Here is a 24,357-nt window from a genome sequence, read left to right as displayed (position 1 = left end):
ATCATCGAACGCGACGCGCGCGAGACGCTCCGAGCTGGCAGCATCGGCGAGGAGACCGAAGGAGAGGGCACCGCATGATCCGGCCGCGTCGCGCCGCCGCGCGTTCAACGCGGCTGTTCCCCTGGCTGATCGTCGCGTGCTGGCTGCTGGCCGGCATAGCAATCAGTCCGCTCGCCTTCAAGCTCACCGAGGCACAGACCAACAATGCCTCCGCATTCCTTCCCAAGGATGCCGAGTCGACCCGTCTGCTGGAAGCGCAGAAAAAACTTCCCGGTGGGGACTCCGTACCTGCGGTGGTCGTTCTGCACCGTGACACCACGCTGACCGACCAAGATCTGGCCGCCGCCGACACCCTGCGCACGGAGTTGCGGGGGTTCGCGACGACCCAGCTACCCGCGGTCATTCCGTCAGGTGATCGGCGGGCAGCACTGATCACAGTCCCGATGCCGCAGGACAAGGACGCCGACCGCTTCACCGCAAACGTCCAGAAGATGCGGGAGATCGCCGAGCACACCGCCACGGAGAACCCCGGCCTCACCATCGCCGTCACGGGCCCGGCCGGCCTCCTTGCCGACACCTACGACGTGTTCTCGAAAATTGAGGACGCGCTGCTGCTCGTCACTGCGTCCATCGTGGCTGTGATTCTGCTCGTGGTCTATCGCAGCCCGTTCCTCTGGATCGTGCCGTTGCTTTCGGTCGGTATCGCCGACCAGATGGCCGCCGGCCTGATCTACCTGCTGGCCAAGCACGCCGATCTCACGGTCAACGGCCAGAGCTCGGGCATGCTGCGGGTACTCGTCTTCGGTGCGGGCACCGACTACGCGCTGCTGCTCATCGCGCGATATCGAGAGGAACTGACCAGACACGCCGAGCCCGCCGCCGCCATGCGGATAGCGCTGCACCGAGCCGGGCCGGCGATTCTGGCCTCCGCCGGAACTGTGATCATCGGCATGCTCTGTCTGCTGCTCGGCACGTTGAACTCGCACCGCGGGCTCGGTCCGGTCTGCGCGCTCGGGATCCTCGTCGCGGTGGTGACCATGCTGACGCTGCTCCCGGCGGCGATGGTGGTCGGCGGTCGGCGTCTGTTCTGGCCGTTCGTACCGGAGCTGGGCAAGCCCGAGCACATCGAACAGATCGAGCGAACCGGTTTCTGGGCCAGGACCGGCGCCGCGATCGCCCGGCACCCGCGCCGCATCTGGCTGGCGACGGCGGCTGTCCTGGGCGCGCTGGTCATCGGCATGAGCGTGCTTCCCGGCGTGCTACGCCAGGACCAGGCCTTCCGCAACGAGGTGGAATCCGTCAAGGGTCAGCACCTCGCCGAGCAGAGCTTCCCCCCGGGCGTCACAGCGCCCACGTTCGTCGTCGCGAACGTCGCTCACGCGGACGAGGTGGCCGCCGCGGTCCGCGCGACGCCCGGAGTGGTCGGAGCGACTGAAAGCGGTCGGACGTCCGAGCTGGTGCAGTTTCTGGTGGTGCTCGACTCACCGCCCGACAGCACCGACTCGTTCCACTCCGTGGAGGCTCTCCGCACCGCGGTCCACGCGGTACCCGGCGCCGACGCCCTGGTCGGCGGGAACACCGCGGTGAACCTCGACGTGCGCGACGCCGCGATACGCGACCGCGGCGTGATCATCCCGGTCGTCCTCCTGGTGGTCCTGCTGATCCTCGGGCTGCTGCTGCGAGCGATCGTGGCACCGGTCCTGCTCATGGCCACGGTTGTGCTGTCGTTCTTCGCCGCTCTTGGCGCGAGCGCTTTGGCCTTCCGCTACCTCTTCCATTTCCCCGGCATCGACCCGGCGCTCCCGCTGGTCGGTTTCATCTTCCTGGTGGCGCTCGGCGTCGACTACAACATCTTTCTGATGACCCGGGTGAGGGAAGAGGCGGGGCAGATCGGGCACGCTGCGGGCGTCCGCCGCGGACTGGCGGTAACCGGCGGGGTGATTACCTCGGCAGGAGTCGTTCTCGCCGCCACCTTCGCGGTACTTATGATCTTCCCTCTGGTTCAGCTCGCCGCGGTCGGCTTTCTGGTGTCTTTCGGGGTACTGCTCGACACGCTCGTCGTCCGCTCGGTGCTGGTGCCGGCGCTCGCCCTGGACGTGGGCCCCGCCGTGTGGTGGCCGAGCCACCCGGCCCTCGCCGCGGTACCCCGCGCGGCCGGTGACGTCCACCCGGCCCCCACCGACTCCGTGGCTGTGGACGACATGCTCACCGAAGTCCACCTGCTTGCGCACGACAGCCCTCGTCACGAGACCGTCCAGGGCGGTGAGCTCCAGAGCGACGACCTTCAGGGCGAGCACGTTCAAGGCGACGACCTCCAGAGCGACCATCTTCAGGGCGACCACCGTCACCACGACGCCCCGGCGCCGCCCGAGCACGGCCACCCGCGTTCCCAGGACGGGGCGCCGGCGAGGACCGGCCGAGACGACTGAGCCTGGTTTCCGTGCCGACTCGGACCGCGCCCTCGACTCGGACCTGCGGCGTCCTCGACCGTGCACCGTGAGATGGAAAAGGCTTACTGAACGCACACAAACAGACCACACGCGCAGGTTTCGTTCCGACCAATCCGTAGTCAGATTGGTCAATGCCGGCCACACGGTGACTACCACTGCGAAAATGAGCAGGAAGGCCGGGGTGCAGACCTTATGGTTGCCACATGCACACCGCTGCGCGCCCTGCCCCGGACAGCGCAGCGATGGCGGACATCTGGCGGGTTCCACCGGAATGCTGGTCTGGACTGTCACCCCAGCTCCGGCGGCTACGCCGCCTGCTGCTCGCCGCCGTCGCGCTCCCGCTCAGCGTTTTCGCCGCGCTCGCCGGTGGCGGCCTCCTGGGTTTTCCGGGCCTTCTCGTCGGGTTCGTCCCGCTTACGGCGGCCGCCCTGGCCTGGCGGTCCATCGGCCGGGCGTGGGCGGCCTGGCGCTACGCCGAACGCGACGACGACCTGCTCATCCAGCACGGCGTGCTGGTCCGCAGGCTGGTCGTGGTCCCCTACGGCCGGATGCAGCTGGTGGATGTCACCTCCGGCCCGCTTTCCCGGCGGTTCGGGGTGGCCCAGGTACGCCTGCACACCGCCGCAGCCACGACGGACGCGGTCATCCCCGGGCTGGGGCCGAGCGAGGCCGCGAGGCTACGGGACTCCCTGGCCGCGCGCGGCCGCTCCCGGGCAGCCGGGCTTTGACCACAGCAGGTTCGGACCACCCCACCGGCCAGGACACCGGCCAGGGTGATGGATATCAGCACCTCCACCCCCTGACACCGCTCCTGCGGGGCTGGCTGTTGGTCGCGGCCGTCGCGGCGAGCGTGCTGAGGAACTTCGCCGACGAACTGAGCACGCATGGCGTGCTGACCACTCTCGCGGTCCTGCTTCCCTCGGCCGCCGCCTACGGATACTGCGCCTGGCGGTTCACCCGCTTCCGGGTCGGGGCCGACAGCATCCGGCTGGAAACCGGCCTTCTCGTCAAACGTTTCCGCGACGTGCGTCTCGACCGCATCCAGTCGGTGGAGATCACCCAGTCGTTGATCGCCCGCGCGACCGGGCTCGCCGCGCTGCGGCTCGATCTCGGTGGCGCGCACGACGGAGACGAGGAGTCGGTCACCAGCCTGAGCTACCTGTCGCTGGACCGGGCGAGGACACTACGGGCCGAGCTGCTCGCCCGCGCCGCCGGAATCGCCCCCGAAGCGGGCGAGGCGCCCGAACGCCCGCTCACCATCGTCCCGCCGCGGCGGTTGGCCGCGTCCATCGCGCTTTCCCCCGGACCGTGGCTGGCCCTCGCCGCCGCCGTACTGCTTGTCACGCCGGCGCTGTTCACGGGAACCCTCGCCGGCTTCGTCGCGGTCACACCCGCGCTCGTCGGTGTCTGGCGTACGTCCTTCCGTCGTTTCGCGAGCGGCTACCTGTTCACCGTGTCGGAATCGCCGGACGGTCTGCGTATTCGAGGCGGCCTGCTCGATCGCGCTCACCACACCGTTCCGCATGGTCGGGTGCAGGCGATCCGGCTGCACAGCTCACCGCTGTGGCGCTGGCCGGACTGGGTGGAGGTCCAGGTAAACGTGGCTGGCGACGCGCGAAGCACCTTGTTGCCGGTGGCGCCCCGGGCCCAGGCCGTGATGCTGGTCGAACGCCTGCTGCCCGGTGTGAACCTGACAGACGTCCAGCTGCTGCCGCCACCGGGCCGTGCTCGGCTGCTGGCTCCGTTCCGCTGGCGCCAGCTCCGTTGCGGCCACGACGACCAGGTTTTCGTCACTCGCTCCGGACGCCTCTGGCAACGGACCGACATCATCCCGCACAACAAGGTTCAGAGCATTCAGCTGGTCGCGCGACCGCTGCCCCGCCTGCTGGGCCTCGCGGACGTCCACCTGGACTCCACCGGCGGGCCGGTGCGAATCCAGGCACGTCTACGGGACGCGCGGGAGGCGTGCCAGCTTGTCGCCGAACAGGCGGAACGCTCCCGGCTCGGGCCGGAGCAGACCACGCCCGGAGCATGAGCCTTTTCCATCATCGACTCGGACTCGCGGCGTTCGGTGACGGCTGTGAGATGGAAAAGACTCAACAGCGAACAGGGCCTCGGCAGGCCTGGTGGGATGTCACCCGAAGGTCGGGAACTCCGGCCCGAAGATGGTTCCCCACAGGCTCACAGCCTCCTCGTGCCTGCCGGCCCGCTCGGCCGCGACCGCGCGGGCCGAGAAGTCACGCGCCTGCCGAACATAAACCGCGAGGTCGTCGAGATCGTCCCGACGAAGGTAGCTGGAGAGGTCACCCCGGATGTCGGACGGATCACCGACGGCGAGGCCGATCTCGTCCATGTACCGGAAGACCTCGGCGAGGCCCTGGCGGGTGTTGAGCCCACGGCCGGCGAGCACCTGCCCGGCGAGCGCCTCGATGTGGAACGACCGCAGGTGGCTCCCGCAGACCCGGTTCCACGCCTTGAGCAACCGGACCGCTGAGATCACCCGGGGCCCGAGGTCCATCGTCCAGCTGGCATGGCGCTCCGGGCGCGTCGGCAACCAGCCGCCGACCCTGTCCGGGATCACGTAGCCGGCACGGGGATGGTCGAAGGCAGGCACCAGATGGACGTCGGGCGCGGCGTCGTACACGATGCGCAGGGCCTGCCCACGGGTGCCGATCGTCTGCACCCGGTCGCCACCGATCGCGTTCCGGACGCAGACGAGAAGATCGCGTGAATCCCAGCGGAAACGCTTCCAGGCGCTGTTCGCGGCACTGAAGACCACGAAGATATCCACCTCGTCGAGCGGGCGGATCATCGTGTCGCGCCCGGCGGAACCGATGGTGGCCACACCCACGAGCGGAAGGGCACAACGCGGCGGGAAGATCGACCGCAGGGCCCGCTCCGCCTCGGCCCGCCGTTCGTCGATCACCGCACGATCGTTCTCGCTGAGCCGCACGAGATCGTCCAGCTTGGCGAACGCGCGCGCGGTGGTGCCGACGAGCAACGGCCCCGTCATCGGCCCGGTGACCGGGTTGATCGGCGACGCGCCGGTCACAGCGGGACCGGGCGGCGGCGCGGTTGTCTGCTCACCACGCGGGAAAAGCGTGTTGGGTGCCCCGGGAGCCGAACCCGCCGGCCGGCGCCAGTGCGGAGGAATGATCAGGTGGTCGTACGTGACCTCGCTCGGTCTGGTTCCGGCCGGAACCTCCCTACGGGCATCCACGCTCATCGTGCAGACCTCCAGACGCAGGTGACGCGAAGGTGCGAGTTCCCCTTCCGAGCCACGACGGCCCCACTCGTCGCGGATGCCTCAACCGGACCGGTCTGCCGTTGGGCGACCGACTACCGGTGGCGACATCAGCTCCTATGGTGCCCCAGGACGTCACGTTCTGAACAGGGGGCTCGTGGCGTCGGCGTGTCCGACCGAGCCGGGCTGTCCACGAAACCACGAAGAAACTTTGTCGGATCGCCGACACCCCGCCCCTGAGGGGTCTTCACGAATACCACCCTTGCCAGGTGAAGGGGAAGCCCTTGACCAGCACCAATGGCACGTTCGGGGGGTGCCGGGTCCGGACTGCGCGGGCGGCGGCGTTCCGCCTCCCGTCGCCTCCAGCCCCACCACGGGCGGCCCACACGAGGGGCCACACTTCAGCACCAGCAGCCCAACATTTCCGCCAATGCTAACGTTGCGTAACAGATCATCGAGCGGACAACCGACGCACTGCGGAGCCACCCCGAGTGATCACAGGGGCGGCCGAATCCACAATCTCCGGCGTTCGGTGAGCAGTACTCCGGTCGGCACGAAAGCCGTCGACTGGGCCAGGCGCTTGCCGACCACGTCGCCGACCCCGATCCGGCTCCCGACCAGCAGGCCCCGATATTCCAGCCAGCTCGCGAGCGCCTGGACCGCCTCACCACCGAAACCATCACGCCGATACGGGTTGCTCACCCGAACGCCGACCACCGCGCGGGCACGATGCGTGTCCGCGGCCAACAGCCCCAGCGCCGCGCCGTCCTGACCGCGCAACACCCAGGTGAAGATCCCGGTGCCGGCGCTGACTCGCCGCCTCAGCTCCCTGCGCATTCCGGTCGGATCCGTGGCCGCGGAATCCGCTGCCGCGGAGGCGGAGTCGAGCGCACCGCCGAAGAGCTCGCCGGCCGCAAGCCGCACCGGCCGGCCTCGGGCGGCCAGAACCATCGCCTGGGCGAGTTCCTCGGCCACGAAACCGACGTTCCAGACCGTGAGTGGAAGTGCGCGCATCCGCGCTGTGGTGAGGGTGGGGCCCTCACCCACGACGCGCCGGCTCCGTGACGCCGAGCAAACCCCGGTCACGCAGCCAGGCGCCGGTCCGGCGCATCCCCTCGTCGAGGTCGACCCGGGGCTCCCAGCCGACGAGCTCGGCGATGCGGCGCCCGGACACAGTTCCGGTCCTGGTCAGATCCTGGATGGTCAGCGGGCCCAGATCCACCCGGACCCGCGGATCCACGTTCACGACGAGCTTGGCGCCGAGCCCGCGTAGCAGCCCGGGGCGGCGGCCTGACGCCGACCGAGACCGGCCGGGCAGCCGATCAACCGCGTCAACGACCTCGCACAGCCGTGCGGGGACCGATCTCGGCGGCCTGACCTCCGCCAGCGCCGCATAGCGGCCGAAGAAGTCGGCGCCGGTCGTCGCCTCGGGACCGGTCACATGGAGCACCCGGCCGGCAACCACATCGACGGGAGCGGCGGCCACCGCCGTCACCGCCGCGACCACATCGTCGACATGGACGGGGCTGAGCCGGCCTCCGCCGCCGTCGACGAGCACGAACCGCCCGGCGCGCATCAGCAGCACCGGCCACAGCGTCCAACGCCCGGCCCGGGGGCCGTAGGCGTCCGCGATCCGCAGCACGGTGACGGGCGCTCCGTGCGCCGCGGCGGCGTTCGCCGTCTGCTCGGCCGCGGCGATCGCGTCCGCGCGTGGCTCGCCGGTGAGACCCACCGGCGCGGACTCGTCGGCGAGCATCGGCGTGTCGCCACCCAGCGCGCTCACGCAGGACAGGTGGATCACCCGGCCCACGCCGGCTCGCTGGGCGGCGTCCAGCACCGTCGCGGTGCCGCCGAGCAGCACCTTGCGCATCTGCGCGGTGGTGACACGGCTCGGCGGTGTCACCCGGCCCGCCCGCACCGGCGTGAGCTCGCCGACCCCGCCCATGCCCACCGCGGCGGCGTGGACGAGCAGGTCCGCACCGTCGAGCGCCTTCTCCCAGTCGCCGGCGGTCGTCACATCGGCCTGCGTGATACCGGGCCCACGCCGAACGTCGAGCGCGACCACCTCGTCGCCCCGCTGGCGGAGCTCCTGCGCCACAGCGCCACCGAGGAATCCGGCCGCGCCGGTGACCACCGACCGAGCCAATCGCCCTCCCACCCGCTGCCCGATCCGCTCGGCTGGTCCGCGCTCCGCGCGTGCCGACGGCCGGAATCCGACACACCGGTCCGTTTTGGACCAGAGAATACGTGATCTACTGGTGCCGACCTCGCCGGACGAGATCCGCCCGACCTTGGGTCGGTGGCGAGAGATCGTACCCGGTACGTCCGACAGCCCGCCGCCGGACAGATGGGACGTCCACAAAGGTGGCGGGTGCGAGCGGACTTGCCGCCCCGTCCGTGCTGCCGCCGCTGCCGCCGCTGCCGCCGCCACAGCCACCGCTGCCGCTGCCGCTGCCGCTGCCGCTGCCGCTGCCAGGATCTGAGATTCGTGGTCGCCGGAGCCGGAGAGCCTGTGGCGGAGTCCTGGGACGCGGCGGATACCGGGCCACCGGCATGGGCTTGGCGGAGCCATGCCGATGGGATGCGAACCCCACCCGCACAGCCACCCATCCAGTATCCCGCACCGCCGCGCAGCACCGATAGTTCACCTCAAAAGGGGCAAAATGGCGCGAGGTCGCCTGGCCACCCGCAAGAAAGAAGAATTTTGGTCGTTGCAACGACCAAAATCGTTCACTCTTGCGACTCGCCAAACCGGGCTACCAGGCTAGCGGGCACTCGGAGACGGAGGTCCGGCAGCGTTCGTGGAGTGCGAACCTCCCCGCCCAGCTGCTCCCGAACGAGCAGAATCGCCAGCGTGTGCCGCATGTGTGGTGCTGCCCAGCGCGCTCATGCACCGGTGCCGAAGTTCTCGACCCAGTAGGTGCCGTAGTCACCACCGGTCGCGTACCCGACCCCGATCTGGGTGAGCTCGCAGTGCACGATGTTCGCCCGGTGCTCCGGGCTGGCCATCCAGTCGGCGACCACGGCTGCCGGGGCCCGCTGACCGGCCGCGATGTTCTCTGCCGCGACCGAGAAGTCGTAGCCGGCGGCCGTGATCCGGTCGAACGGTGACTTCCCGTCCAACCCGGTGTGGCTGAAGTAGTTGTGGCTCGCCATGTCGTCGCTGTGGGCCTGCGCCGAGGCGCTGAGGCGGGAGTCGATCGCCAGTGGCAGGCATCCGACCGCGGCGCGCTGATCATTGGTGAGCGCGATGACCTGCGCGATGAGCGCGGCGCTGTTGTCAGCGGCACTGCTGTCGGCGGCACTGTTGTCGGCGGCGGTGCCGGAGGCGGTAGCCACGGCGGCGGCGGGCTCGGTGGCCGCGGCGGTAGCCGTGCCGGCGGCAGGCGTGGTGCCGGTGCCGATGGCCGTTCCGGTGCCTGCGCCGGCGGCGGGCTGGGGGCCGGCCGCGGCCGCGGAAGGCTGCTGAGCCGGCGCCGGTTCCGGCCGGGATGCAGCCGTAACGCTGTCCGGACCGGACTGCGCGGAGCCGGCGGGTCCGGCGCCGGCGGCCGGGTCCGGCTCAGCGACCGTTGCCGGGCCGTTGACCGCCGGTGGGCTACCGGGCAGCTCCGGCCCACCCGCGGCGACCTGGTCGGCGACAACCGGCCGCCCACCAACCTGCCCGGACTGCCCGGACTCGACGTCGCCCGATCCGGCGGCGTCGGTGCCGGTCGCACCGGACGCGGTACGTCCAGGCTGACCGCCGTTCGGCCGGGTGCCACCGGGTTGCGCTGAACTGCCAGGTTGCGCTGAACTGCCAGGTTGCGCTGGGCTGCCGCCGGGCGTGGAGCTCCCCCTGGCGTCATCGTCCGTGATCTCATGGATCTCGCCGTCACCATGGCTGACGACCACAGGGTGCGCGGGCGCCCGCGCCGACGGCGCAGTCGCCGCCCGCCTCGCCGTCGGTGGGTCCGCCGTGCGGCGTGCGTCCGCCGGACGCGGAGCCGCCCTGGGGATCACCACGGCGGGCAGGCGATTCCTCGACGCGCCCTCGGGCGCGGTGTCCACCCCGGCCGCGACACGCGCGTGATCGGCGGAAAGCTGACCGTCACGACCCGACATCGCGGCGCTGGCCGCCTCGGCACTCGAAGCCGGTAACGCCATCGAAGCAACGCCGATGCTCGGCACACCCACACCGGAGACTGCCGCCAGACCCAGCAGGACAACGAACACGATCAAAGGCCGGCAGGAAGGCCTCCGTATCCGTCCGCTGCGGGATCGGGGTCCACCAACCGGGCGCGACCGGCCCGGCCGGCCAGAATCCGACCGGCCCGTACCCGCGCGTTCAGGAGGTTCCGCGCGCATTCCAGCCGCGGCGTGATCGGCACTTCGGTGTGATCGGCACTTCGGCGTGATCGCTCACACGACCACACGTTCGCCCGACGAAGCCCACGATCAGTAACCGTACGGACCTGATCACGACAGAACGAGCAACGGACACCCAATGCGGCAGCGCGCCTGGGACGACGCGGGGTACGGGAGCGGATCAGCCCGCACTCGTACCCGCGGGGTCCTCCACGCTCCGCGAGCGGGCCACCCGCCTGCGCATGAGCTCGCCCCCCGCCCCGGCGAGCACGGACACCACGATCACCACGACCCCGATCCAGACCGCGGCATCGCGCAGGCCGGGAACGGCCGAGGCCGCATAGCCGAGCAGGACCAGGCCGGTTCCCCAGATGACGGCCCCGGCGATCACCGCCGCGCCGAACCGGTGCCTGGGCATCGACACCGCGCCGGCCAGGACCGGGGCGAACGTCCGCGCCCAGGGCACGAACCGAGCCGCGATCAGCGTGGCCGCGCCGAAGCGCTGGTAGAAGTCCTCCGTTCGAACCAGCGCTCCCGCATGGCGGCGTTCAAGGTACGGGCGGCCGAGATGACGGCCGGTCGCATACCCGACAACGGCGCCGAGGCTCGCCGCCACCGGCACACCGAACGCGAGTACGAGGATCGAGACGTCGGCTGACGGGTCGGCTGCGACCAGACCCGCACCGAACAGCACGGTGTCGCCGGGGAGCCAGAAGCCGACCAGGACCCCACTCTCCACGAAAATCACCGCGAAGAGGATGGCGTAGAGGGTCATCCCAGAGAGGTCTTCGATGTCCACGAGGCCAGTCTGCCGCCGGAGCGCGATCAGGATGAGACATCCGACCAGCTTCCGGCGATGTCACGTGGAACCACACCCGTCCGAGCCGGGTGACGTCATACCCTTCGGCCAACACCTGCCGTCGGCACGCGTCGGGCGCAACCGCGCCCCGGGATCTCCGGGGGGTGGTGGCGGGTTCGGCGGCGCGTCCGGCGCCACGGCCCGCGGTGGCTTGGTGCCACCGGGCGGTCGGGCGCCCCTAGACCTTTCGAGGAGCTCCACCGATGCCCATCGCCAGCCCAGACGTCTACGCCGAGATGCTCAGCCAGGCGAAGTCGAACGCCTACGCCTACCCCGCCATCAACGTGACCTCGTCGCAGACCCTCAACGCAGCGCTGCGGGGCTTCGCGGAGGCCGGCAGTGACGGAATCGTCCAGGTCTCAACCGGCGGCGCCGAGTTCCTTTCAGGCACGACCATCAAGAACATGGTGCTCGGGGCCGAGGCACTCGCAGAGTACGCGCACCACGTCGCCAAAGCATACCCGGTAAACATCGCGCTGCACACGGATCACTGCCCGGCAGACAAGCTTGACACCTACATTCGCCCACTTATCGCAATCTCCCGTGAGCGAGTTTCCCAGGGGCGGGATCCGCTTTTCCAGTCCCATATGTGGGACGGCTCCGCGGTAGAGCTCGAGGAAAACCTCAAGATTGCGGACGAGCTGCTCGCCGACTGTCGGGCCGCGCGTATCGTGCTGGAGGTCGAAATCGGCGTCGTGGGCGGCGAGGAGGACGGTGTCGTCGGCGCGATCGACGAGAAGCTCTACACCACTCCCGGCGATATGTTCCGCACCGCCGAGGTGCTCGGAACCGGGGAGAAGGGTGCTTACATGCTGGCCGCGACGTTCGGCAATGTTCACGGCGTGTACAAGCCCGGCAATGTCAAGCTGCGGCCCGCGATCCTTCGCGAGGGCCAGCAGCATGTGGCCGAGAAGCTCGGCCTCGGTGCCGACGCCAAGCCGTTCAACCTCGTATTCCACGGCGGCAGCGGCTCGGACCTCTCCGAGATCCGCGAAACGCTCGACTACGGTGTCATCAAGATGAACGTCGACACCGACACCCAGTACGCATTCACCCGTCCCATCGTGGACCACGTGTTCCGGAACTACGACGGGGTTCTGAAGGTGGACGGCGAGGTCGGGGTCAAGAAGGCCTACGACCCGCGTACCTACGGGAAGGCCGCGGAGACCTCGATGGCGGCACGAGTCGCCCAGGCCTGTTCTGACCTGCGGTCCGCGGGCCGTTCGATCGGCGTCTGACCGACGTCATCCGGGCTCTGCCCGGTCCGTTGACCGACATCTGAGCCGGGCCACGCTGGTCCGGTAGGGACCTCAGTAGTCCGTTCATGCTCCCGGGGGCGCCCACGTTCCCGGGAGCACTCCGCTCGCCTGATGCCGCCCGGCGCATCGTCCGTGTGTACGCCGGCTGAGCCTTGCCCATCGTCGGCTCTGGCCTGTGGCTACAGCGCCCGACAGCGTGAGATGGAGAAGGCTCACCCATCGCGGCGGAGCCCATGCCTGGCTCCGGCTCCTTACCTCTCCTCCCCGCGGCTCCTTACCTCTTCTCCCCGCGGCTCCTGGCGCACCGCTCCGCGCGGCTCGTCGCCCGCTCCCTGTCGCCATCTCCTCCTTGTCTCCCATCTCCCTCTCCTTATCTCCTTCTCCCACTGCTCCGGCTCCCTGTCGCCGCGGGCAGTACGACGGCCCGCCCCGGCCGTCCAGCACCCCCGACACGCCCGCACCTGATCTCAACCGGCAACGCCCGGCCGCTGACAGTCATCTGTCCGGACGACCGGCCGACAGCAGAGTGTGATCTATTTCACTCACAAGTCTCCGGCGGGTGACCAAACCGCGCCCGGCCGCGATCCGGGACGTCAACCGCCCGGAAGCACCCCACAAAGATCGTGCGGCCTGGCGACGGCACATCGCCCGCCATACCGAGCCAGGACACCCTCAGGGCCACAGTGGTCCGATCCCGCGCGGAAGTAGACGCGGCCCGACGACCTGCTCAGACCACACCCTCGACACCAAGGTCACCCACGCCTGGGCAAAGCTTCGTGTGGGCTGCCATGTGGCCTCTTCGACCGATTCGGCCACCCACAGGCTCGCGCGGCAGTGAGGGATCAGTACCAAGCGGCGAATCGGTGGGCGGAACGCACGACCACGGCAGCGGGCCCGCCATCCGGAATCTCCGGCCTCGTCCAGACAGACCGGGAAACGTCCGGCTCGCGACAGGCTCTCCCGACTCGCCCCTCACCGACGTGCGGGGACGTAGTTCGCGCCGCCGTCGACAGCGGGCTGGCCGGACCGGTCGCCACGGGCCCGGCCATTCGCCACATTGCCACCGATGTGACTATCGGCTACCAGGGAGACACCGAGAGGCACCATGGGTGCCACGGTGACGAGGACGCCCGAGTCCGAACGCATCCCCACAAGATCACCCCAGGCCCCGGCGGGGCGGCGCCCCGAGCCCTCGATCCGACCCTCCGACAGGCTCGTCGGCGACGAAAGATACACTTACGTTAACTCATAGTTACGATTGCGTATCTCACATGACGCGACGCCCGAACCTCCATCAGTACAAGAATATAAATTTTCGCCCTCGTTAGTGACGGGATCAGCAGCGAGCGGTAGCCTTGGCTCCGATTCCGGCGAATAGCTCGCAGCGCAGGCAATATCGGCGATCTTTCGCGAGCGTGATCAGTCGGCCCGAACCCTCCATCACGAAACGCCCGCCAAGTTAATGAGCGCGCGTGCGCGCGCGATACCAGGGCCCGCGGCCAATCTCAAGAAGGCGCGCAGGAGTGTGCTCTTCTTCACGTCGACCATTCAATCCTTGTCGCCTCGCCCGACGTTGTGGTTATGGTCTTCGCCGTGCCCGGAGACAGGCCGGGCACCCGACGGGTGCACGCCGAATCCCTGCCCCCATCCGCCGGAAACAAAAACCCGATGGCAGGAGCGGGGGAACCAATACCCGGCCACCGAACCTGGTGGCCTTGGGGTGAAGCCGCAGGGCCGTTGACAGCAATGAGGAACCGTCTTCCTTGCTGTCGAAGGCACAGGATTTGGGAGTTCCTGACATGCGGCCGGGCTTGTTCCCTGCCCGAACCCGACAGCTCACCTCGCAGGCGTGGGGAAGGAAAACTCACGCATGTCCGACGCACGTACCAGTGGCCGACAACGCCGCAGCAGTACCCGCAGCCGGGCCCGCACACTCGTCCCCGTACCCGTCCTTGTCGCGGCGGTCGGAGGCACAATCGCCATCAGCCAACCGGCGAACGCCGCAACGACCTGGGAAGGTCTGCGGCAATGCGAGTCCGGCGGCAACTACACGACGAACACCGGTAACGGCTACTATGGCGCTTACCAGTTCTCCGCCGGGACCTGGCGCAGCCTTGGGTACTCTGGCCTACCACACACCGCTCCACCCGCCCTGCAGGACGAGGCGGCGCTGAAGCTCGCGCTCCGCTCCGGATTCGGCCAGTGGCCGGTGTGCGGGAGCGGAATGGGCGGCGACCAGCTCTCGCCCGGCGCATCGTCGTCGGGATCCGGCAGCCAGGCCTCCCGCACGGCCGAGCGCACCAGTCTGGTCGCGCAGCCCGTCGCCACCACGGGTGTGCCCCCTCTGACGCGCAACTACTTCGCGTCGGTACACAACCAGGTCACTGACGAAATCAGGACCTGGCAGGAAAAGATGAACTCCCTCGGCTACTCCCTCGCCGTCGACGGCTGCTACGGGCCGAAGTCCGCAGCCGCGGCCAGGGACTTCCAGACCGTGCGCGGCCTCGTCGTCGATGGCGTCCTCGGCCCGCAGACCTGGGCGGCCACCTTCGGCTGACGCCTGCCCGCCCCGGCGGAGCACTCGGTCGCCTGCATGCCCGCCCGCTCATCCGCGGGCCCAGCGCGCGGCACCGACAGCCAGCACCCCGTGAAGGCAACCTGCCTTCCGTAGCCGAACCCTCCCGGCTGCACGGGGAAAGCCCCCGCCCGGACTGGATCGACGAGCCTTCCCATCTCATGGTGCACGACCAGAGATACCGCAGGTCGGAGCCGACGATGGAAATGGCTCAACGCTGACAAGGACCCCGCCGCAAACCGGAAGTCGCTCGAGGACGTGCATGCCGTCCTCGTCAGACAACGGTCGGCCCACCGACCGCGTTCCCGCTCCCTGAGAGCGGGCCTTCACGGCCGTCCGACCGGATCCTCGTCCCTCCCTCGCCCCAGCCCCGAAAGCGCGGACGCGCGCCGGGGAGGCTCACCGCACCCGCCCGCTCCGTCCCGGTCGGGCGCGGTGATGCCAGGAGCCCCAGGAACACCCGACCGTGGCTGCACCGTCCCAGCGCGGTTGTCCACACCTGATCCACATCTGAGTTGTCCACGTCTGAGTTGTCGAGCACCTCGCCCGACGGGACGTTCCTCCCGATCCGTCAAGCCCGGGAGGCGTCTCATCCAGTCGGCCGTGACGTGCGACGGCCCGCCCGCCCGGCGCTGACCCAGCCGTGGCGCGCGGGACGCAACGCGGAGCGCCCCAACGGTCCGCGTGTCGCAGGACCCGGACAGCCCCACCGCCGGAGCGGTACCGGCCTCGGGGCAGGTGTCCGGGCGTCGCGGCCCTCCCGCCGACCATCTCGATCACCCGCGGGATGAGTTCGGCGCGCATTCCCTCCACGGTCGCGCCGAACGACCTCCCTCGACGACGCCACCTCACCGCACCGGTCATGGCCAGATCGGTACCCGCCACACACCGGCGATCCCGGTAGGCGGGCGTGGCGTCGGCGCTCTCCAGCTTCCGGTGGCCGGCGCTGTCGCCGGCCCCACACCGCCCCCACCGCCCGCCGCCGACCCGCCCTGGCGCCGCCCCGTGTCCCCGGGCGCCCAGGCCTGGGCCGCCGAGCGGGCATCGCCCGTCATGGACCTTCCTCGGGTCATGGACCGTCCCGGCCTGAAGCCGGCTGGGGCGCCAGCCGCATGACGGACCCCCGGTGCGTCCGAGATGTCGAGGGGACGGTAATGTGGCGCGGTTGGGGTGTGATGACCATCTCCTCCACCCATCCGTCAATTGGCCCGTTCGGGTGACTCCGATATGGTCATTTCCGATCCCGCCCTGGCCAGCGGGATTTGCGTCATGTAGGTAGATCTCGCTACAGTTCCGCCCACTCGCCTCCCCCCGGGGCGAGGTCGTGTGGACGGACGCCGAATCCTGCCCCCGTCCACTCGGCCGGTACTGGAGCGGACGACACAGGGCAGGAGTGGGGGACCCACCATCCGGGCGCATTCGTTGCGTCCTAGGGGTTAAGCCGGCGTACCGATACAGCCGGGACACACCGGTCCGCGAGGACGGCCGGGTCCTGGTACGCCGACCGGGCAGCTTCCAGCCCGAACCCGACAGCTCACCCCGCAGGCGACGGGAAGGACACCTGATGCGGTCGCATGATCGTGATCCCGTCCGTTCGACCGGTCGTGGTGGCAGGCACCGCGCGGCGCAGCCGCCGTCCACCGCCACCCGTGTCCTGCGGACCACCGGGGCCGTCACGGCCCTGGTCGGAACGGGGCTCGCCGTCACCGCGGCCCCTGCCGGCGCCGCGACGGCGGATGATTTCGCCCGGCTGCGCCAGTGCGAGTCCGGCGGCAACTACGCCATCAACACGGGCAACGGCTTCTACGGCGCCTACCAGTTCGACCAGCGCACCTGGACAGGCCTCGGCTACCCCGGTCGACCCGACCAGGCTCCGCCGGCGATGCAGGACGATGCCGCCTACAAGCTGTACGACTCGCGTGGCTGGTCACCGTGGCCGGCCTGCAGCAACAAGCTCGGCCTGACGCGCAACGGCCCGGCCCCGGAATCCTCGGGCACCATCGGCGATGCCGTCGAGCAGGCCCTCACACCGGCCGAGCCGCCCATGACCCTCGAACGCGCACGAAGCCAGGTCGGCACCAACTTCGGCGGTGAAGCGCTGAACGTCGGCATGGGCGACGAGGTACGCGCCGATGCGTTCGTGTGGCAGGCCGAGATGCGCGAGCGCAAGTTCGTGCTGACGGTCGACGGCAAGTTCGGCCAGGAGTCCCAGGGCGTCGCCGCGCTCTACTCGTACCTGACGCGGATCAGCGACGGGCAGCCCGGCGTGGTCGGGCAGAACCTGTGGAGCGCCACCGTCACCAGCTGACCTGGCTCCGGGCGCCTCATGCCAGTCTGGCAGGTCGTCGCATGCCTGGTTGGCCTGTGGGCCGCGGCGGGCCCAGCAGTCAGCCGGTGGGCCCGACCGGTGCCGGGCGTGACGCCGGTCGGGCAGGATGTGCCCATGACGACACCGCCCGCGAACCAGAACCTGCTGTCGGGTCCGCCGCCGACGCTGCTTCCATCCGACGCCGCTGTGGTGGAGGCGCTGAGCTCGGGTGCCGGCGCGGAGTCCGTCGCGGCCCGTTTCCCCGCTGCCTGCCTCGGCTGGGCGATCCTCGCGGAGGAGGCGCTCGGCGCGGGTCAGCCGGTGGCGGCCTACGCCTACGCGCGGACCGGCTATCACCGGGGCCTCGATCAGCTCCGGCGGTCCGGATGGAAGGGCCACGGGCCCATTCCGTGGTCTCATGAGCCGAACCGCGGCTTCCTGCGGGCGCTGGCCGCACTGTCGCGGGCTGCGGCGGAGATCGGCGAGGACGCGGAGGCGACCAGGTGCCGCGAGTTTCTCGCTGACAGTGATCCGGTCGCACTCCGTGAACTCGACCTCGCATAGTAGTCATGAGATGGCATAACGCAGCGAGCTTTTCCCTGTCGGGGCCGATCGGGTCCCGACAGGCCCATATCCCTAGTAACCTCGCCCGGTGCCTGCTCTAGTCCTCATCGGCGCCCAGTGGGGCGACGAAGGAAAAGGAAAGGCGACCGACCTCCTGGGCGGCGCCGTCGACTACGTCGTTCGGTACCAGGGAGGTAACAACGCCGGCCACACGGTGGTGATCGGTGCGGAGAGCTACGCTCTGCACCTGATCCCCTCCGGAGTTCTGCGAGCCGACTGCGTCCCGGTCATCGGGAACGGTGTCGTCATCGACCCGGGCGTGCTGCTGTCCGAGATGGACGGGCTGCAGGCTCGGGGGGTCGACGTCTCCCGGCTGCTGATCAGCGCGGACGCACATCTGATCATGCCGCACCACCGGGCGCTCGACCGCGTCACCGAGCGATACCTCGGCAAGGCGCGGATCGGTACGACCGGCCGCGGCATCGGCCCCGCCTACGGGGACAAGGTCGCCCGCACCGGTATCCGTGTCCAGGACCTGCTCGACCCGGGCATCTTCCGGCAGAAGCTGGAGCTGGCGCTGCGGGAGAAGAACCAGGTCCTGACGAAGGTCTACAACCGGCGCCGGATCGATGTCGACGAGGTGGTCGAGGAGTACGCGGCCTACGCGCGGCGGCTGACGCCGCACATCGCCGACACCGGTCTCCTGCTGGACACGGCGCTGCGCGACGGCAAGGTCGTGCTTCTCGAGGGCTCGCAGGGCACGCTGCTCGACGTCGACCACGGCACGTATCCGTTTGTGACCTCCTCCAACCCGACGGCCGGCTACGCGGCGACCGGAGCGGGGATCGGTCCGACCAGGATCAGCCGGGTCGTCGGGATCATCAAGGCGTACACCACCCGGGTGGGTTCGGGGCCCTTCCCCACCGAGCTCGACGACAAGGTCGGTGAGGAGCTCCGCCGGATCGGTGGCGAGTTCGGCGTGACGACCGGCCGGGCGCGGCGCACCGGCTGGTTCGACGCGGTGATCGCCCGCTACGCCGTACGGGTCAACGGGCTCACCGATCTGTTCCTGACAAAGCTCGACGTGCTTTCGGGCTTCGACACCGTGCCGGTCTGCGTCGGCTACGAGATCAACGGCAGGCGGACCGACGAGATGCCGATGACGCAGACGGACTTCCACCACGCGAAGCCGATCTACGAAGAGCTCCCCGGCTGGCATGAGGACATCTCCGGTGTGACGGACTTCGCCGATCTCCCGGACGCCGCCCGGGCGTACGTGGCGACGATCGAGGAGATGTCCGGAGCCCCGGTGTCGGCTGTGGGCGTCGGTCCCGGCCGGGCACAGACCCTGGTGATCAACGAACTGCTCTGATCACGCTGTCGCGCCGCACTGGCGCACGACGCCCCGATTCGGCGCGGTGATCCCCCACGCGCCGACAACGGCCCCGGGTTGCGCTACACAGAGTTACGGCTCAGGCTGACGTCGTCACAGTTGGCGACGACCGGGGGTGATGACGATGGCGGCGCTACCGCCGCACCCCTCCTGGGACGACGACCGCGCCGACGCGCGCGACAGCGGGCCGACCCAGCCGGTGCCGACGCCCGCGTCGGCGTCGGCGTCGGCGTCGGCGTCGACCGAGCTCGACACGACGAGGGCGACCGCGCCGCGTCAGCCCAGCCCGGCCCGCTGGTCGCCGACGGTCCGGCCGGATCATCCGCTCGGACGCGGAATCGACCCGGCGACCTGGCCGGTCGGCTTCTCCCCGACCGGGGAGGCGCTCCCGGAGACCCTGACCGATGTCCTTCTGCGCGGAAGCCACGCGATCCGCAGCTCGAAACGCGCCGAGGCGCTGCGTCTGGAACGGGCGGCGGCGATCGCCGAACACGTCCAGGCGCAGATCACAGAGTTCCTCTCCTTCTGTGCGGCGGAGAATCTGACGCCCCCGGTGACGGTGCGCGCGAACGGGCGTCGGGCGGACCGCGGCTGGGACGCCGGCGTCAGCGGCGGCGCCGGCTCGGGCCAGCCGGGATCGATCCGGATCCCCGAGGCCGGGGCCGGCTTCGACGAGGACCACGGCGATCGCCGCGTTCGCGGCGGGCGTCGTGGTCGTCACGATGAGGACGATCACGGTGAGGACGCCGTGGAGGCCGAGGATGGTCCGGCCGCGGACCGGCGGGGTGAACGGGGCGCGCGGGGCGCGGGTGCCCCGCGCGATCACCGGCGGCCGCTGCTGCGTCGCGAGCGGCTGCACGCCTGGCCGCTGCTCTACTGGCGGTGTGAGAGCTTCCCTGCTCCCGGCCGGTCGCTACACCTGTTCGTAGAGCCCGGCGGACGCACCTTCGAGGGCCGGGACGACCCGGCACCGCTGACCGTGCTCGGCCGCGAGCCCCACGTGTGGCCCGTCGACGCTCCGGCCATCGTCCAGACCATGGCCGAGGTCGATGCCCGGCGCTGCGCGCTGCACCTCGTGCACGGCATGGCCCACATGCTCTGGCAGGCCGGGGTCGGCCTCTGAGACCACGGGAAAAAGACTCAACGATCAAGGTGCGCGCTAACCTGGACCCCGTGACTTCCGCGGCTGCGTCCTTCGCCCCCTCCAAGCGATGAAGGTTCTTGTTGTCGGGTCCGGTGGGCGTGAGCATGCTCTTTGCCGCGCGCTCTCCCGGGATCCGGCGGTCGGCGCGCTCGTGTGCGCCCCTGGAAACGCTGGTACGGCGGAGCTTGCCGAGCCACGCCCGCTTCGGGTCGAGGATCCGGACGCGGTCGCCGGCCTGGCCGAGGCCGTCCAGGCCGACCTGACCATCGTCGGCCCGGAGGTCCCGCTGGTGGCGGGTGCGGGCGACGAGCTTCGGGCCCGCGGGCTGCCGGTGTTCGGGCCGTCCGCCGCCGCGGCACGGCTGGAGGGCAGCAAGGCCTTCGCGAAGGAGATCATGCGCGCGGCCGGCGTGCCGACGGCCGACTCACGAGATCACACCGAGATCTCCTCGGCGCTGGCCGACCTCGACACGTTCGGCCCGCCCTACGTGGTGAAGTACGACGGCCTGGCGGCCGGCAAGGGCGTCACGGTCACCACTGACCGGGACGTGGCGGTCGAGGCCGTGCGTGCCAGCCTGCGTGACACCGACGACCGGGTGGTTCTGGAGGAGTACCTCGACGGGCCCGAGGTCTCGCTGTTCGCGGTCGTGACCGAGTCCGGCGCGGTCGTGCCGCTTTCGCCCGCTCAGGACCACAAGCGGGTGGGCGACGGTGACACCGGCCCCAACACCGGCGGCATGGGCGCGTACACCCCGCTGCCCTGGGCGCCCGCGGGCCTGGTCGACGAGGTGGTCCGTACCGTGATCCGACCCACGGTGGACGAGATGGCACGGCGTGGCACACCGTTCACAGGCCTGCTCTACGCCGGGCTGGCGCTGACGTCCCGTGGCCTTCGTGTGGTCGAGTTCAACGTTCGTTTCGGTGACCCCGAGGTTCAGGCGATCCTGGCCCTGCTGAACTCGCCGCTGACCGCGGTGCTGTCCGGCCGCGTGCGCCCGACGTGGCGTTCCGGGGCAGCGATCACCGTCGTCGTCGCGGCGCCCGGCTACCCCACCGCGCCGCGGCTAGGTGGCCCGATCCGTGGTCTCGCCGCCGCGGGTGCGCTGACCGGTGTCGATGTGCTGCACGCCGGGACCCGCCGCGACGAGAGCGGGCAGGTCATCGCATCGGGTGGCAGGGTGCTCTCGGTCACGGCCATCGGCTCCAACCTCGAGTCCGCGCGAGGATCGGCGTACGAAGCGGTCAGCCGCATCTCGCTCGACGGGGCGCACTACCGCACTGACATCGGGGACCCGTCCCGGATGCCCCACGCGGGAACCAGCAGAAACCGGTAGGAAGCAGAGGAGTGAGCGTGTCTCAGGGCAAGTCGTCGCAGAGCAACGGATCGAGTAGCAGCTCGGCTGGGCCGCGGGTGGCGATCGTCTACGGCTCTCCGTCGGACACCCAGACCATGAGCAAGGCCGGTGCAACGCTGGAGCGTTTCGGCGTCACCTACGAGGAGGTCTCGCTCTCCGCGCACCGTGCGCCGCGCACCCTGGCCGAGTGGGTCGGGCAGCTGCGCGAGCGGGGGATCTCCATCGTGATCGCGGGCGCCGGGCTCGCCGCGGCGCTGCCCGGTGCGGTCGCCTCGATGACGACACTGCCCGTGATCGGCGTCCCGATCTCCGGCGGCGCGCTGGACGGGATGGACTCGATGCTGGCCATCGCGCAGATGCCGCCCGGAGTGCCGGTGGCGACGGTGGGGCTCAACAACTCGACGAACGCGGCGATCCTGGCGATCCAGATCCTCGCGCTCGGCGACCCTGACCTGGGGCTGAAGCTGGCGACGTTCAAGGACGAGTTCGAGCAGGCGGCGGCCGACTCCCTCGCCGACGTCGCGGCGGCGCGCGCATGATCGGTCGTTACACGCTGCCCGACATGGGCCGGGTGTGGTCCGAGGCCAACAAGTACGAGCTGTGGTGCAAGGTCGAGGTCCTCGTCATGGAGGCCCACGCCGCCGCCGGGCGCATCCCCGCCGACTCGGTGGACCCGGTGCGCGCCGCGCCCGCGCCGACACCCGAGGCCGTCGCGGAGGTCGAGGCGGTCACCCAGCACGACGTGATCGCCTTTCTCACCGCCTGGGCGGACAACACCGAGCCACGTTCCGCCGCGGCCTACGTGCATTTCGGGATGACCTCGTCGGACCTGCTCGACACCGCGCTCGCCTGCCAGCTCGTCGAGGCCACCGACCTGCTGTTGGCGCGAGCCGACCGGCTCGTCGCCTCCCTGCGCGACCTTGGTCTGGCGCACCGGGAGACGCTGCGGGTCGGGCGTACCCACGGCATCCACGGCGAGCCCACGGTGTTCGGCCACCGGGTCGCCGATCTGGCGTTCGGCATGGCGCGGTGCCGTGACCGGCTGCGCGCGGCGCGGGCGGACGTCGGCGTCGCGAAGATCTCCGGCGCGGTCGGCACCTACTCCAACATCGACACCGATGTGGAGAGCTACGTCGCGGACAAGCTGGGGCTGACCCCGGCGCCGGTCGCGACGCAGGTCGTCCTGCGGGACGGGATCGCGTCCTGGGTGGCCGCGCTCGCCGCCCTCGCGACGGTGTGCGAGGCGGTCGCGCTGGAGGTGCGGCACGGCCAGCGCACGGAGGTCCGTGAGCTGTCGGAGCCGTTCGGGTCGGGCCAGAAGGGCTCGTCCGCGATGCCGCACAAGAAGAACCCGATCATGTCCGAGCGCATCGCGGGGCTCGCCCGGATCGTGCGGGCCCAGTACGTGCCCGTGCTGGAGGGTGTCCCGCTGTGGCATGAGCGGGACATCTCACACTCGTCGACCGAGCGCATCGCCCTGCCGGACGCGGCCTGCGGCGTGGACTACCTGCTGCACCTGACCACCCGGCTCGTCGACGGCCTCGTCGTCGACCGGGCGCGGATGCGGGCGAACCTCGACGCCACCGGCGGCCTCGTCTACACCTCGGCGGTGCTGCTGGAACTCGTCGAGACAGGGCTGTCCCGCGAGGACTCCTACGCCATCACGCAGGCCGCCGCGATGGAGACCTGGCAGACGGGTGTGCCCTTCCGCGAGACGCTGCGCAAGCACGCGGCGGACCGCGGGCTTCCCCTCGACGAGGCCCGCCTCGACCAGGTCAGCCGGCCGGAACGCTACGTCGAACGACTCGGCCCCGTCTTCGACCGGCTCGCCGCGCTGGTCTGAGCACCAGCACGGACTCCCGGCCCGCGGCCGGACGGTACGGTCAGACCATGCCGCTGACACATGAGGAGTTCGCCGGGCTCACGCACCTGGGCTCAGGAAAGGTGCGTGAGCTGTTCGCCGTCGGAGACGACGCGGTGCTGCTCGTCGCGAGCGATCGCATCTCGGCTTTCGACGTCGTGCTGCCCACCGAGATCCCCGACAAGGGGGCCGTCCTCACCGGGCTTTCGCTGTGGTGGTTCGACCAGCTGAGTGACCTGGTGCCGAGTCATGTGATCAGCTCGAGCGTGGACGAGTACCCCGCAGAGCTCGCGCCCTACAAGGAGCAGCTCCGCGGCCGTTCGATGCTGTGCCGGCGGCTGGACATGGTCATGATCGAATGCGTCGCCCGCGGCTACCTGACCGGCAGCGGGCTGAAGGACTACCGCCGCACCGGCGCGGTCAGCGGTCATCCGCTCCCGCCCGGGCTGGAGGACGGCAGCAAGCTGCCCACGACGATCTACACTCCGTCGACGAAGGCGCCCATCGGCGAGCACGACGAGAACATCAGCCGAGACGACGCCGCCGGCCGGGTCGGCAAGGAGCTGGCCGCCGAGCTGGAGCATCTCACCCTCCAGATCTTCGGCCGGGCCAGTGACCTCGCCGCCGAGCGCGGGATCCTGCTCGCCGACACCAAGTTCGAGTTCGGCCACGACGCCGACGGCGTGCTGCGGCTCGCCGACGAGGTGCTCACCCCCGACTCGTCCCGGTTCTGGCCCGCCGACGCCTGGACGCCTGGCGGGGCGCAGCCGTCCTACGACAAGCAGTTCATCCGCAACTACCTGGTCGACACCGGGTGGGACCGCAACCCGCCGGCGCCGGAGCTCCCGGCCGACATCGTCGAGTCGACCCGGGCGCGCTACGTCGAGGCGTACGAGCGCCTGACGGGAATCTCCTTCCAGGACTATCTCTCCACCGCCTGAGCTGGCACAGCGCTGACTGGGAGGGCTGTCGGGGCGTCGACCGGGGGACAGCCCCACC

The 24,357-nt window shown here is 70.2% G+C and carries 18 protein-coding genes and 1 riboswitch; of the genes, 13 read left to right on the top strand and 5 right to left on the bottom strand.

The window, feature by feature from the left end:
- The first annotated feature begins 74 nt into the window (after nucleotides 1–74).
- From AWX74_RS21360 to AWX74_RS21350, 3 genes are all read left to right on the top strand, one after another.
- A complete protein-coding gene (locus AWX74_RS21360) occupies nucleotides 75–2,429 on the top strand; it encodes an MMPL family transporter (protein ID WP_091279770.1) in 2,355 nt (784 codons plus the stop codon).
- Nucleotides 2,430–2,653: 224 nt separating this feature from the next.
- The gene (locus AWX74_RS21355) at nucleotides 2,654–3,178 is read left to right on the top strand and encodes a PH domain-containing protein (RefSeq protein ID WP_226931175.1); all 525 of its coding nucleotides are present in this window, start codon (nucleotides 2,654–2,656) and stop codon (nucleotides 3,176–3,178) included.
- Nucleotides 3,175–4,485: a PH domain-containing protein gene (locus tag AWX74_RS21350; RefSeq protein ID WP_091279763.1), complete on the top strand. Its 1,311-nt coding sequence runs from the start codon at nucleotides 3,175–3,177 to the stop codon at nucleotides 4,483–4,485. The genes AWX74_RS21355 and AWX74_RS21350 overlap by 4 nt, the downstream gene beginning before the upstream one ends.
- Before the next feature lie 99 nt (nucleotides 4,486–4,584).
- On the opposite strand, the gene AWX74_RS21345 is transcribed toward AWX74_RS21350, so the two are convergent.
- The 5 genes from AWX74_RS21345 to AWX74_RS21325 form a co-directional block, all read right to left on the bottom strand.
- The gene (locus AWX74_RS21345; protein ID WP_091279760.1) at nucleotides 4,585–5,676 is read right to left on the bottom strand and encodes a nucleotidyltransferase domain-containing protein; all 1,092 of its coding nucleotides are present in this window, start codon (nucleotides 5,674–5,676) and stop codon (nucleotides 4,585–4,587) included.
- A 513-nt stretch (nucleotides 5,677–6,189) separates the two neighbouring features.
- Nucleotides 6,190–6,741 (bottom strand): GNAT family N-acetyltransferase, encoded by a 552-nt coding sequence (locus tag AWX74_RS21340; protein WP_091279758.1) that lies wholly within the window; start codon nucleotides 6,739–6,741, stop codon nucleotides 6,190–6,192.
- On the bottom strand, nucleotides 6,734–7,840 hold the full coding sequence (locus AWX74_RS21335) for an NAD-dependent epimerase/dehydratase family protein (protein WP_054568965.1): 1,107 nt from the start codon (nucleotides 7,838–7,840) through the stop codon (nucleotides 6,734–6,736). The genes AWX74_RS21340 and AWX74_RS21335 overlap by 8 nt, the downstream gene beginning before the upstream one ends.
- 740 nt (nucleotides 7,841–8,580) lie before the next feature.
- Nucleotides 8,581–9,840, bottom strand: coding sequence for a CAP domain-containing protein (locus AWX74_RS42090; RefSeq protein ID WP_131799506.1), 1,260 nt, complete (start codon nucleotides 9,838–9,840; stop codon nucleotides 8,581–8,583).
- A gap of 382 nt (nucleotides 9,841–10,222) precedes the next feature.
- The gene (locus AWX74_RS21325) at nucleotides 10,223–10,816 is read right to left on the bottom strand and encodes a DedA family protein (RefSeq protein WP_226932623.1); all 594 of its coding nucleotides are present in this window, start codon (nucleotides 10,814–10,816) and stop codon (nucleotides 10,223–10,225) included.
- A 287-nt stretch (nucleotides 10,817–11,103) separates the two neighbouring features.
- On the opposite strand from AWX74_RS21325, the gene fbaA reads away from it, so the two are divergent.
- The 10 genes from fbaA to AWX74_RS21275 all read left to right on the top strand — a co-directional run bounded on the left by fbaA (nucleotide 11,104) and on the right by AWX74_RS21275 (nucleotide 24,299).
- Nucleotides 11,104–12,138 (top strand): class II fructose-bisphosphate aldolase, encoded by a 1,035-nt coding sequence (gene fbaA, locus AWX74_RS21320; protein WP_091279748.1) that lies wholly within the window; start codon nucleotides 11,104–11,106, stop codon nucleotides 12,136–12,138.
- Nucleotides 12,139–13,798: 1,660 nt separating this feature from the next.
- Nucleotides 13,799–14,024, top strand: a riboswitch (cyclic di-AMP (ydaO/yuaA leader).
- 5 nt (nucleotides 14,025–14,029) lie between these two features.
- The gene (locus AWX74_RS21315) at nucleotides 14,030–14,716 is read left to right on the top strand and encodes a transglycosylase family protein (RefSeq protein ID WP_091279745.1); all 687 of its coding nucleotides are present in this window, start codon (nucleotides 14,030–14,032) and stop codon (nucleotides 14,714–14,716) included.
- A 1,582-nt stretch (nucleotides 14,717–16,298) separates the two neighbouring features.
- Nucleotides 16,299–17,042 carry a transglycosylase family protein gene (locus AWX74_RS21310; protein WP_054568959.1) on the top strand — a complete coding sequence of 248 codons (744 nt, stop codon included), beginning with the start codon at nucleotides 16,299–16,301 and terminating at the stop codon, nucleotides 17,040–17,042.
- A 135-nt stretch (nucleotides 17,043–17,177) separates the two neighbouring features.
- Nucleotides 17,178–17,606: a DUF3151 domain-containing protein gene (locus tag AWX74_RS21305; protein WP_091279741.1), complete on the top strand. Its 429-nt coding sequence runs from the start codon at nucleotides 17,178–17,180 to the stop codon at nucleotides 17,604–17,606.
- 88 nt (nucleotides 17,607–17,694) lie between these two features.
- Nucleotides 17,695–18,978, top strand: coding sequence for an adenylosuccinate synthase (locus tag AWX74_RS21300; protein WP_054568957.1), 1,284 nt, complete (start codon nucleotides 17,695–17,697; stop codon nucleotides 18,976–18,978).
- Nucleotides 18,979–19,123: 145 nt separating this feature from the next.
- On the top strand, nucleotides 19,124–20,122 hold the full coding sequence (locus AWX74_RS21295; protein WP_091279873.1) for a hypothetical protein: 999 nt from the start codon (nucleotides 19,124–19,126) through the stop codon (nucleotides 20,120–20,122).
- Nucleotides 20,123–20,210: 88 nt separating this feature from the next.
- Nucleotides 20,211–21,476, top strand: a complete 1,266-nt coding sequence (gene purD, locus AWX74_RS21290; protein WP_091279738.1) for a phosphoribosylamine--glycine ligase — start codon at nucleotides 20,211–20,213, stop codon at nucleotides 21,474–21,476.
- An 11-nt stretch (nucleotides 21,477–21,487) separates the two neighbouring features.
- Nucleotides 21,488–22,036 carry a 5-(carboxyamino)imidazole ribonucleotide mutase gene (gene purE / locus AWX74_RS21285; RefSeq protein ID WP_091279732.1) on the top strand — a complete coding sequence of 183 codons (549 nt, stop codon included), beginning with the start codon at nucleotides 21,488–21,490 and terminating at the stop codon, nucleotides 22,034–22,036.
- Nucleotides 22,033–23,340, top strand: coding sequence for an adenylosuccinate lyase (gene purB, locus AWX74_RS21280; protein WP_091279729.1), 1,308 nt, complete (start codon nucleotides 22,033–22,035; stop codon nucleotides 23,338–23,340). Before purE ends, purB begins: the two co-directional genes overlap by 4 nt.
- 47 nt (nucleotides 23,341–23,387) lie before the next feature.
- A complete protein-coding gene (locus AWX74_RS21275; RefSeq protein WP_091279725.1) occupies nucleotides 23,388–24,299 on the top strand; it encodes a phosphoribosylaminoimidazolesuccinocarboxamide synthase in 912 nt (303 codons plus the stop codon).
- Nucleotides 24,300–24,357: the final 58 nt, after the last annotated feature.

It is taken from the genome of Parafrankia irregularis (assembly GCF_001536285.1).
In the GTDB taxonomy this organism is placed as follows: domain Bacteria; phylum Actinomycetota; class Actinomycetes; order Frankiales; family Frankiaceae; genus Parafrankia; species Parafrankia irregularis.
This window is presented reverse-complemented; position numbering and strand designations above follow the sequence as displayed.